The organism is Sulfuriferula sp. (assembly GCF_054605375.1).
This window is the reverse complement of sequence record NZ_JBTSEG010000002.1, coordinates 179,986-192,165: the sequence shown is the minus strand read 5'-3', so window position 1 is coordinate 192,165 and position 12,180 is coordinate 179,986. Positions and strand designations below refer to the sequence as shown.

The 12,180-nt window shown below is 56.6% G+C and carries 9 protein-coding genes; all 9 read right to left on the bottom strand.

Annotated elements, in window-relative coordinates; translation table 11 throughout:
- Positions 1-50: 50 nt before the first annotated feature.
- Positions 51-941: a phosphate/phosphite/phosphonate ABC transporter substrate-binding protein gene (locus ACYCZJ_RS02520; RefSeq protein WP_461552646.1), complete on the bottom strand. Its 891-nt coding sequence runs from the start codon at positions 939-941 to the stop codon at positions 51-53.
- A gap of 336 nt (positions 942-1,277) precedes the next feature.
- Entirely contained in the window at positions 1,278-2,165 is an 888-nt protein-coding gene (gene galU, locus ACYCZJ_RS02515) for a UTP--glucose-1-phosphate uridylyltransferase GalU (RefSeq protein ID WP_461552645.1), read from the bottom strand.
- Positions 2,166-2,190: 25 nt separating this feature from the next.
- Positions 2,191-4,215 (bottom strand): NAD-dependent DNA ligase LigA, encoded by a 2,025-nt coding sequence (gene ligA, locus ACYCZJ_RS02510; RefSeq protein ID WP_461552644.1) that lies wholly within the window; start codon positions 4,213-4,215, stop codon positions 2,191-2,193.
- Positions 4,215-5,432, bottom strand: coding sequence for a cell division protein ZipA C-terminal FtsZ-binding domain-containing protein (locus ACYCZJ_RS02505; RefSeq protein WP_461552643.1), 1,218 nt, complete (start codon positions 5,430-5,432; stop codon positions 4,215-4,217). Before ACYCZJ_RS02505 ends, ligA begins: the two co-directional genes overlap by 1 nt.
- Entirely contained in the window at positions 5,429-5,779 is a 351-nt protein-coding gene (gene ftsB, locus ACYCZJ_RS02500) for a cell division protein FtsB (protein ID WP_461552642.1), read from the bottom strand. The genes ACYCZJ_RS02505 and ftsB overlap by 4 nt, the downstream gene beginning before the upstream one ends.
- 24 nt (positions 5,780-5,803) lie before the next feature.
- Positions 5,804-7,090, bottom strand: coding sequence for a phosphopyruvate hydratase (eno, locus tag ACYCZJ_RS02495; protein ID WP_461552641.1), 1,287 nt, complete (start codon positions 7,088-7,090; stop codon positions 5,804-5,806).
- Between the two features lie 40 nt (positions 7,091-7,130).
- The gene (gene kdsA, locus ACYCZJ_RS02490) at positions 7,131-7,973 is read right to left on the bottom strand and encodes a 3-deoxy-8-phosphooctulonate synthase (protein WP_461552640.1); all 843 of its coding nucleotides are present in this window, start codon (positions 7,971-7,973) and stop codon (positions 7,131-7,133) included.
- Entirely contained in the window at positions 7,970-9,634 is a 1,665-nt protein-coding gene (locus ACYCZJ_RS02485; RefSeq protein WP_461552639.1) for a CTP synthase, read from the bottom strand. Before ACYCZJ_RS02485 ends, kdsA begins: the two co-directional genes overlap by 4 nt.
- 163 nt (positions 9,635-9,797) lie before the next feature.
- A complete protein-coding gene (gene ppsA / locus ACYCZJ_RS02480; protein ID WP_461552638.1) occupies positions 9,798-12,134 on the bottom strand; it encodes a phosphoenolpyruvate synthase in 2,337 nt (778 codons plus the stop codon).
- Between the last annotated feature and the right edge of the window lie 46 nt (positions 12,135-12,180).

Here is a 12,180-nt window from a genome sequence, read left to right as displayed (position 1 = left end):
GTAAATCGGCTAAACCCAACTGGCTCGATTGATCGACCCAATGCGCCAGTTTACTTTGCCGGAGGTGGATAAAGTTTTTTTGCTGCATCAAGCAATGCGTCTGCTTTGACATATTCCTCGCTATTGGTTTTGGTTAATCCGGTAGTTTCTGTGCCCCCACCTACAGTGATGTCAGCAAGCGCAGCTTTACCATTTGCGTTCTGGGCTATCGTCAGCAATGACTGAGTGATTCTTTTCGCTTGAATTTTCGGCATGTCACGAGACAAGGAAATTGCAAAGCCCGGAACAGGTTCGGCTTGAGCTAAAATCCGCAATTTTCCAGGATGTGCCTGCAATGCTTCTGCAGCCACTTTTGGGCCAACGGAAATCACATCTACCGCATCTTTCAATAACAGCGAAACCAGAGTGTCCTGAAACTTTATTTCCTGCACGCGCTTGAAATCGCGGTTCAATAACAGCCCCTGGTTTTGCAACAAACTGACTGCCAATTGACCCAGCAGCGTATTACGGTTCGCCACGCCGATCCGTGAATCTTTAAGCGAGGCTACGTTCCTGTAAGGGCTGTTCGCGTTAACCAGCAAAACTGCATGCATATCCTTGAATTTCGCTACCGGGTAATACCCCGCTTCCTTATAGGCCTGCGCAATGACGTTGGTAGGCGCCATCAACAAATCGTATCGTCCTGTACCCGCATGCGCATCGATCGCCTTGAAGTTTTGCGTGATGTCGGTACGGACCTGAATCCCGGCTGCTTTGCCAATATAATCGGCAAGCGGCTGGTACGCATCCTTGAGCACCAATTGATCTTCACTCCCATAGGCACCCGGGTTGATTCCAAACATCAGCCTGTTCCCGGCCTGCACGCTAAAAGACAACAGCAACGTCGCCATAAAAAAGAATTTACGCATTATTTTCAAGATACCCTGGTTAAATTTGAGCAATCAGACGCGCGCGTCCGCATTTGATCATCACCCTCAATCATCGTCAGCAGACAACAAGTGATGCGAATTTCCGTTCGATGCGCAGTCTCAGGAACAGTGGGTCCCGTCAAAATAAAAGCGGCAAACAAGCCGCTTTTCAACCATTACCCGTCCGTCGAATCAGTACATCAGCAGATGCTGATACTTCAGTAACGGCATAGCAAAAATTATCTGAAGGCATCCGCTACATTATGTTATTTCCAACGGAATGACCCGCCGGACCACCCGAAGCTCATACCAGAATGACGGATACTCGATGAATCTCCGAAATCGGCATCTTCCCAATGCCAGAATTGATTATTTTTCCGGCGGCGAACAATATTTTATTTGCAGGTAATCGTGGAATTCCTCGCTCACCTCATCATGCTTCAATGCATATTCCACCGTGGCTTTCAGATAGCCCAGCTTGCTGCCGCAATCGTAGCGCACCCCTTTAAACTCGTAGGCTTGTACCTGCTGTTCCTGCAACAAGCTGGCAATCGCGTCGGTCAGCTGGATTTCGCCGCCAGCGCCCGGCTGGATGTTCTCGATGTGATGGAAGATGCGTGGGGTAAGAATGTAACGCCCAACTACGCCTAACGTGGAAGGTGCATTCTCCGGACGGGGCTTCTCCACAATCGAACTTACCTTGTGCAAGCCATTGGAGAGCGGCGTTGCCGCAACGATCCCGTACTGACTGGTTTCTTCACGGGCAACATTCTGAACCCCCAGCAATGAGCATTGATAATAGTCGTATAAATCCACCATCTGCTTCATCACCGGTGGATCGGCATCGATCAGGTCATCGGCAAGGATCACGGCAAAAGGCTCGTTTTGCACCACCGGTTTTGCGCACAGCACCGCGTGTCCGAGACCCAGCGCCTCAGACTGACGAATGTAAATGCAATTCACGTGGGGCGGCAGAATGCCGCGCACCAATTCCAGCAACTTGGTCTTGCCATGCGCTTCCAGTTCGGCTTCCAGCTCGTAGGCCTTGTCGAAATGATCGGGGATGGCACGTTTGCTGCGGCCGGTAATAAAGATCAAATCAGTGATGCCCGCCGCAACGGCTTCTTCCACCGCATATTGAATCAAGGGCTTGTCTACAATCGGCAGCATTTCCTTGGGACTGGCCTTCGTGGCCGGCAAAAAACGGGTGCCCATACCCGCAACTGGGAAAACTGCTTTGGTAATCGTGTTAGTCATGCTGGCTCCATAGTGGTTACAAAATTCATTTTAAACTGCTCAATAATTCCAGTAATTCGTCTTCATCGAGAATTTTGACACCAAGTTCTTGCGCTTTGATGTATTTGCCGCCCGGATCAACACCTGCCACCACATAGTCGGTTTTTTTCGACACGCTGCCACTCACTTTACCACCCTGCGACGCAATCTTTTCCTTGGCATCGTCGCGGCTCAGATTGGGCAAGGTACCGGTGAGCACGAAAGTCTTGCCGGCAATTGCGCTGGTTTGGGTGGGCATGCCCGGCTCGCCCTCCGGCCAAACCACCCCGCTGGCACGTAACATATCGATCACAGTGCGGTTATGCGGCTCGACGAAGAACTGCGCAACGGATTGCGCCACCACCGGTCCCACATCGGGTATCTGCTGCAATACGGCCTCGTCGGCGCCTATCAACGCATCCAGATTACCGAAGTAGCGCGCCAGATCCCTGGCAGTTTGTTCACCCACATTGCGGATACCCAGTGCATAGATAAATCGTGCCAAAGTCGTGTGCTTGCTGGCCTCGATTGCAGCGAGCAGATTGGCAGCGGATTTGTCCGCCATGCGTTCCAGATTGGCGAGTTTCACCATACCCAGCCGGTACAGATCGGCCGGACTGTTGACCATGCCCATATCCACCAATTGGTCGACCAGTTTTTCGCCCAGTCCGTCGATATCCATCGCCCTGCGGCTGGCAAAATGCCATAGTGCCTGCTTGCGCTGCGCCGGACAATACAAGCCGCCGCTGCAGCGCGTCACCACCTCGTCCGGCAAGCGCACCACGTGCGAACCGCACACTGGGCAGGTAGTGGGCATGACAAACTCGCGGGTGTCAGTTGGGCGGCGCTCCATGACCACAGACACAATTTCAGGAATCACGTCCCCCGCGCGACGCACATTCACCCAGTCGCCGATGCGCACGTCCTTGCGGCGGATTTCATCCTCATTATGCAGCGTTGCGTTGGTCACCGTCACGCCGCCGACAAAAACGGGAGCAAGCCGCGCCACCGGCGTCAACGCACCGGTACGGCCGACCTGCACGTCGATTCCAATCACCTTGGTCAGCTCTTCCTGTGCCGGAAATTTGTGTGCAATGGCGAACCGGGGTGCACGTGCAACAAAGCCAAGCTGCTCCTGCAAGATGAGATCATTGATTTTATATACCACGCCGTCAATGTCGTAGGGCAACTGAGCGCGGGCACTTCCAATCTGGCGGTAGAAATCCAGCAGACCGGACACACCCTGCACTACGTCGCGCTGTCTGGCGATTGGCAGATGCATATCCAGCAGCTGATTCATTATTTCGGCGTGGGTCTGGGGGGTAATCCAGCCATCTGCTGCGCCAATGCCATAAGCGAAAAAATGCAGGCGACGGGTAGCAGTGATGCGAGGGTCGAGTTGACGTAATGAGCCTGCAGCGGCGTTGCGCGGATTGGCAAACTCCTTTTCCCCGCGCTCACATTGGGCAGCATTCAGCGCCGCGAAGTCGGCTTTGAGCATCAGTACCTCCCCGCGCACCTCCAGCAAAGCCGGTGGTTGTTTGATCCCCAGTTGCATCGGAATCGCACGGATTGTGCGCAAATTTGCAGTGACATCCTCGCCGGTGTAGCCATCGCCGCGCGTAGCACCCCGCACAAAACGGCCATGCTCATAACTCAAGGTAATCGCCAGGCCATCAAACTTAGGTTCAACTGCGTATTCGATTTGTGGCAGCCTGGTCAGCTCGCGGCAACGACGATCAAAGGCCTCGATCTCTGCATCGTTAAAAGCATTATTCAGCGACAACATCGGCGCTCGATGCGTAATCTTCGCAAAGACTGCAACCGGCGCCACACCCACGCGCTGAGTGGGGGAATCGGGTGTCACCAGCTGCGGATATTCGTTTTCCAGCGCTTGCAGTTCACGCAACAGGCGGTCAAATTCGGCATCGGGAATAACAGGTGCATCCAGCGCATAGTAACGGTAATTGTGATATTCGATTTGTTCGCGCAACTGATGTGCGCGTACGGAAATCTCGTCAGGCACAGCCATCAGTCAAACAATCGTAGCGCTCGCTTGCTGCCACCAGCAATACCGCGCGCCTGCATGCGTTGGTAAATTTGGTCAAGTTGCATACGGATTTTATCGATACCCGCCTGGGTAAGCGGACGGATATTGTCATCCACCAATTGTCCGCCAAGCGCTTCACCAAGCTGTAGCGCCAGTTCGACCATCCGGTCGAATGCTGCCAGGCCATCGGCTACGCGTGGCAGATCAAATAACAGGGTGACGCCATGGGTAGTAAACGACGCGCCGGCATTTGCGCTAAACGGGGCGGATTCGTGATTGCACAACGAGTAAATCACCTCATTATCGGCATTGCGGCACTGGTATACGCCATCCACGGCCAGTACCATGTTTGCACGCTGTGCCAGTTCGCTAATCTTGCTGCCCGCAAACACCTCATTGTCGCGGCTTACGACATTCAGTCCGATCAGCACATCCACATCCACACAGAACAAATCAAGTTCATTGGCACGCTGCAATGCTGAAGGAATGTCCGGGCATTCCGCTACCCCATTGAAACGACTGGCCAGCTGCCGCGCCAATGTGCACAACTGCACCAAATGCTCTTCGCTAACGGCACCATTACGGTCTGCCAACTGCACGGCAATGGCAATCTCCGTATAGGCATCCTCACGCCAGCCTGCAATTTCCTCCCAGGCTCCCGCAAGATGGCTATAGCCCAACCAGTACACAGGCTTGCCACTACTGCGGCCGGATTCAAGCAATTGTGTCATGGCCGAGCCAGGGATCGCGTCAGCAATATGTATGCGGATTTCGAAATCAATCTCCGGATCCGCTGGAGATGGCGGCAGTTCGGCAGACACCACAGACGCAGCGTGTTTCAGCATTGATTCAGCAGTGGCGGACTGCGCAGGCTGCGATTCGCGTGGCGCATCAGACTGATAATTCATTGCGGGTGGATGAGCGCTGGCTACGGCGTGCTCGACCGGTGTATCCAGCCGGTTTGTTGTATCTGGCGCAAAGCCTGCCGGATCAACTGGCCGCTCATCGAGATAAGGTTCGATGCGCTCCGCATTATAATATTCGGCGTTTTGTTGTTCATCCAGCAAAACGTCCTGCTGGGATTCAAACATCTCGCGCGACTGCTTGCGGTATTTTCTTTCCTGAAACCAGTTGTACAGGACGATCGCTGCGACCACCACGATTGCGGCTGCAATCAGACTGATTTGCAATGGATTCATCTTTGCTTTCCGTCCCCCGCGCCACCCGGTGGTGGCTGCTGTTTATTATTCCCGTTTTGAGACGGCGCTGCTGGCTGTGCCTGTCCCGGTTTCAATACCTGAAAAAACACTTCGTCGTTTCGGATCATGCCGAGTTCGCTGCGCGCACGTTCGGCAATGGCATCCAGCCCGTGCTTGAGGTCGATGACCTCAGCGTCCATCGCCAGATTTCGCGCAGTCAGGGTATCGTTAACCTGCTTTTGCTCGGCCACCTGGCGGCCCATATTCCATACCTGAAACCAGCCACCCTTGCCAAACCATAGCGGATACTGCAACGCCAGCAGCAAAGATAACAGAATCCAGGTCATCCAGCGCATTGGGCGTAATTAGACTCAGTTGCCAATCTGATAAAAAGCGGACCTGCCTGGAAATCTTGCGGCATCACCCAGTTCTTCTTCGATACGCAGCAATTGATTGTATTTGGCCATGCGGTCGGAACGTGACAATGAGCCGGTCTTGATCTGCAGCGCATTGGTAGCCACTGCGAGATCGGCGATGGTGGTGTCCTCAGTCTCGCCGGAACGGTGCGAAATCACCGAAGTATAACCGGCACGCTTGGCCGTCTCGATCGCATCAAATGTTTCGGACAGCGTACCGATCTGGTTGACCTTGATCAGAATGGAGTTGGCGATCCCCTGGCGGATACCCTCACTGAGGATTTTGGCGTTGGTGACGAACAGATCGTCGCCTACCAGCTGGATGGATTTTTTCAGGCGCGTGCTGAGCACTGCCCAACCCGCCCAGTCATCCTCGGCCATGCCGTCTTCGATACTGATAATGGGATACTTGTCGCACCAGCTCGCCAGGTAGTCGGTGAACTGCGCGGAAGAAAGTTGCAACCCTTCGGATTCGAGGTGATATTTGCCGTCCTTGTAGAACTCGCTGGCAGCGCAATCGAGGCCGATGGCAATGTCGGTGCCCGGCACGTAACCGGCTTTTTCAATCGCCTGCACGATGAGCTTCAATGCAGCTTCGTTGGATTCCAGATTGGGCGCAAAACCGCCTTCGTCACCTACGGTGGTCGTCATGCCAAGGCCATCAAGCAGTTTTTTCAGCGCATGAAACACTTCCGCGCCATAACGCAGCGCTTCACGGAAGCTGGGGGCGCCAAGCGGGATAATCATGAATTCCTGCATATCGATATTATTGTTGGCGTGCGCGCCGCCGTTGATGATATTCATCATCGGTACCGGCAACTGCATCGGGCCCGCACCACCCAGATAGCGGTACAACGGCAGGCCGGATTCTTCCGCCGCCGCACGCGCCACCGCCATCGACACCGCCAGGATCGCATTGGCGCCAAGGCGCGACTTGGTTTCCGTGCCATCCAGTTCGATCATGGTGCGGTCAATGAAATGCTGTTCTTCCACATCCAGACCGATGATGGCCTCGCAGATTTCGGTATTGACGTTTTCCACCGCGCGCAACACGCCGCGGCCCAGGTAGCGCTGGGCATCGCCGTCGCGCAGCTCGATCGCTTCGCGGCTGCCGGTGGATGCGCCGGACGGCACGGCAGCGCGTCCCATGACGCCCGATTCCAGCAACACATCGGCTTCTACAGTCGGATTGCCGCGTGAATCCAGAATCTCGCGGGCGATAACGTCAACAATGGCACTCATTTATTTTCCTTGTTCATTTAATGGCTACGTTATACGCAGCTTATTTCACTTTGTTTTCAACAAATCCACGCTGTTTGACCAGCGCATCCATTTCCTTCAGCGTATACAGCAATTCTTTCATCAATCCCAGCGGCCAGGCATTGGGTCCGTCCGATAGCGCCTTGGATGGGTCGGGATGAGTTTCTGCAAACAGTCCGGCGACGCCTACTGCTACCGCAGCGCGCGCCAGTACCGGCACGAATTCACGCTGACCACCGGAGACATTCCCTTGTCCTCCAGGCAACTGCACCGAATGCGTGGCATCGAACACCACCGGGCAGGCAGTTTCACGCATCACCATGAGTGAGCGCATGTCCGATACCAGATTATTGTAGCCGAACGACACGCCACGTTCGCACACCATGATGTTGTCCTGCCCGCCATTGGCAGCACGCGCCTTGTCCACCACGTTCTTCATGTCCCAAGGGGCGAGAAACTGGCCTTTCTTGATATTCACCGGCTTGCCCGCGCACGCCACGGCGTGGATGAAATCGGTCTGGCGGCACAGGAAGGCGGGCGTTTGCAACACATCCACCACCGCAGCCACCTCGGCGATTTCCTCGATGCTGTGCACGTCGGTCAGTACTGGCACCCCGATTTCTTTTTTTACATCCGCCAGAATCTGCAGCCCCGCGCTCATGCCCGGCCCGCGGAACGAAGCGCCGGAACTCCGATTGGCCTTGTCATAAGACGATTTGTAGATGAACGGCACGCCCAGCTCGGCACAAATTTCCTTCAAGGCCCCTGCCGTGTCCATCGCCATCTGGCGCGATTCCACCACACAAGGACCGGCGATCAGAAATAGCGGCTGATCCAGTCCTGCTTCAAACCCGCACAGTTTCATACTGTTTCTCCTGCTACAGCAGCGTATTTTCCTGCTGCAGACTGCTGATGGGTAAGCGCCGCCTCGACAAACGCCTTGAACAGCGGATGGCCGGCACGCGGCGTAGAAGTGAATTCTGGATGAAACTGACAGCCGATGAACCATGGGTGATCGGGCAATTCCACCATTTCGCACAGCCCGTCACTGGCCGACAAACCGCTCACTTTAAGCCCGGCCTGCTGCAATTGCGGCAGCAGCGCGTTGTTGACTTCATAGCGGTGGCGATGACGTTCGGTAATTTCATTGGCCGCGTAAACATGCTGCGCGAGCGAATCTGCTTCAAGCTTGCACACCTGCCCGCCCAGGCGCATGGTGCCGCCCAGATTGGAGTCTTCACTGCGCGTTTCCACCTGGCCCGCGGCGTCTTTCCATTCGGAAATCAACGCCACGACAGGGTGCGTGGTGGCCGGCTCGAATTCGGTGCTGTGAGCATCCGCCATGCCCGCCTTGTGACGCGCATACTCAATCACGGCAAGCTGCATGCCCAAACAGATGCCCAGGTACGGCACCCTGTTTTCACGTGCGTACCGGATCGCGGCAATCTTGCCTTCGACGCCACGTTTGCCGAAACCGCCCGGCACCAGGATGGCATCCATGCCGGTCAGGCAACCGATACCGTCCTTCTCGATCTGCTCGGAATCCAGGTAGTGGATATTGATATGGGTGCGGGTATGAATCCCGGCATGGATCAGCGCCTCGGACAGGGATTTGTACGACTCGGTCAGCCCCACGTACTTGCCCACCATGGCGATATCGATCTCGTGCTGCGGATGCTCCAGCGCCTCCACCAGTCCGTTCCACATGGACAGGTCGGCGGGCGGCGGCGTGATGCCGAACTTGCGGCAGACAATCTCGTCCATGCCTTGCTCGCGCAGCATTTCAGGAATCTTGTAGATGCTGTCCACATCGTGCACGGACACCACCGCACCCGGCTCCAGGTTGGTGAACAGCGCGATCTTGCGGCGCTCCTCGTCGGGCAGCGGTCGATCGCCGCGGCATAGCACCACATCCGGCTGGATACCGATTTCGCGTAACTCTTTCACCGAGTGTTGAGTGGGTTTGGTCTTCACCTCGCCCGCCTTGCCCAGATACGGCACCAGCGTGAGGTGGATATAACAGGTATTGTTGCGCCCCTCTTGCAAGCCCATCTGGCGGATCGCCTCGAGGAAAGGCAGTGATTCGATGTCGCCCACCGTCCCGCCGATCTCGACAATGGCCACCTCGGCCCCCGCCGCGCCGTTGCGGATATGCAGCTTGATCTCGTCGGTGATATGCGGGATGACCTGCACCGTGCCGCCCAGATATTCGCCGCGCCGCTCCTTCTTGATCACCGACTCGTAGATCTGGCCGGTGGTGAAGTTGTTGCGCTTGCTCATGTGGGCATGGGTAAAGCGCTCGTAGTGACCAAGATCAAGGTCGGTTTCCGCCCCGTCCTCGGTGACGAACACCTCCCCGTGCTGAAACGGGCTCATGGTGCCGGGGTCCACGTTGATGTATGGATCCAGCTTCATCATGGTGACTTGCATACCGCGCGATTCAAGAATGGCGGCGAGAGAGGCGGCGGCGATTCCCTTGCCCAGGGAAGAAACCACACCGCCAGTAACGAAGATATAACGGGTCATGTTGATTTACGGCGCAGGTAATGCTGAATTTTAGCGTAAAGCGGACGCTCGAACAATTGCGAAGCTAAGTAATTACCCTCCACACACCAAGAATAAGGAATCACCTTAGAAACGAGCCTATCATCCAGGCTGCGGCATATTTAGATACCAAAGCACCCCAGGCTCAGCGCCGCCCCAACCGCTCCCAGGTTTCCAGCACCGTATCCGGATTCAGTGATAAGGAATCAATGCCTTGGGCGACCAGCCAGTCAGCCAGATCGGGGTGGTCGGACGGCCCCTGACCGCAGATGCCGACGTATTTGCCGGCCTGCTTGCAGGCGCCGATGGCTTGCGAGAGCAGCGCTTTCACCGCCGGGTTGCGTTCGTCGAAGCTGGCGGCGACCAGGGATGAGTCGCGATCGATCCCCAGGGTCAACTGGGTCAGGTCGTTGGAACCGATGGAGTAGCCGTCGAAGTATTGCAGGAAATCGTGCGCCAGAATCACGTTGGAGGGCACCTCGCACATCATGATCAGACGCAGACCCCGCTCTCCGCGCTTGAGGCCATTGTGCGCCAGCGCTTCGACCACGGCGCGGGCTTCGTCCACGGTGCGCACGAACGGGATCATCAATTCCACGTTGGTCAGCCCCATGATCTCGCGCACTTTTTTTACGGCGCGGCATTCCAGCGCAAAGGCGTCGCGGAACAGGGGCGAGACATAGCGTGCGGCGCCACGCAGGCCGAGCATGGGGTTTTCTTCGACCGGCTCGTAGGCGCGGCCGCCGGGCAGGTTGGCGTATTCATTCGACTTGAAATCGGACAGGCGCACGATCACCGGCTTGGGCCAGAATGCGGCACCCAGCGTAGCCACGCCCTCGGCGAGTTTTTCCACATAGAAATTCACCGGATCGCCGTAACCCGCACTCTTGTCCTCCAATACCGCGCGGACATCGGGCGGCACATTGGGATAGTCCAGCGCAGCGCGCGGATGGATGCCGATCTGGTTATTGATAATGAACTCCAGCCGCGCCAGACCGACACCGTGGTTGGGCAACTGGCTGGCGTCGAAGGCGCGCTCCGGATTGCCTACGTTCATCATGATTTTGACAGGCGGCTCGGCCAGATTTCCCAGGGTAACCTCGGTCACTTCAACTTCCAGCCTGCCTTCGTACACGAAGCCGGTATCGCCCTCGGCGCAAGATACTGTCACTTCGGTGCCGTCCGCCAGACTGGTGGTTGCACCCTCCGCACCCACTACGGCAGGGATGCCGAGCTCGCGCGCAATGATCGCGGCGTGGCAAGTGCGGCCGCCGCGATTGGTGACAATGGCCGATGCCACTCTCATCACCGGTTCCCAGTCCGGGTCGGTCATGTCGGTGACCAGCACGTCGCCCTTTTGCACGCGTGCCATTTCAGCCGGGCTGGCGATATTGCGCACCACGCCCTGGCCGATGCGGCTGCCGATGGCGCGACCCTGGGTCAGGATGCGCGAATGCTGTTTCAGCGCGAAACGTGTTTGCGTGGTGCCGGCACGCGCCTTAACGGTTTCCGGGCGCGCCTGCACGATAAACAACTCACCGGTTACACCATCTTTAGCCCATTCGATATCCATCGGGCGGCCATAGTGCTGCTCAATGGCCATGGCCTGGTCCGCAAGCGCCAGCACATCGCTGTCCGTCAACGCAAAGCGGCGCCGCTCAGCCTCGGGCACCTCGATCACTTGCGTGGCATTGGTCGCATTCTGACCTGCACCGAAAGTCATTTTGACCGCCTTGCTGCCCAGCGTGCGCCGTATTACGGCGCGGGTGGGCTTGTGCACGTAATATTCGTCCGGGTTGACCTGGCCCTGCACCACGGTTTCTCCCAACCCGTAGGCGGCGGTGATGAACACCACGCCGTCGAAGCCCGATTCGGTATCGAGAGTGAACATCACCCCGGAGCACTCCAGATCCGAGCGCACCATGCGTTGCACCCCGGCGGACAACGCCACCTGGTCATGCTCGAAACCCTGATGCACGCGATAGGCGATGGCGCGGTCGTTATACAAGGAAGCAAACACCAGGCGGATGGCGGCGAGAACATTATCCGCACCCTGGATGTTGAGATAGGTTTCCTGCTGTCCGGCAAACGAGGCGTTGGGCAGATCCTCTGCGGTGGCGGAGGAACGCACCGCCACCGGCACATCGCCCTGTTCCGCACAGGCAGCGCGGATGGCCGCTTCCAGAGCCGGCTGCAACGGGCTCTGCGCCACCCAGCTACGCACTTCCTTGCCGGTCGCCGCAAGCTGCGTCACATCAGCTACATCAAGCTTGCCCAGGGCATCACTGATACGCGCAGTCAGGTTATTGAAATCGAGAAAATCACGGAATGCCTGCGCTGTGGTAGCAAAGCCTCCCGGCACGTTGACGCCAGCGTTGGACAGGTTACCGATCATTTCGCCCAGAGAGGCGTTTTTGCCGCCCACGCGAGGAATATCGGTGAGCTTGAGTTGGGTAAAATCGATGATGTAAGGCTGATTCATGCTTATATCCTCAAATTGTGCGGCAGCAAAGCACCCAGGAAAAACA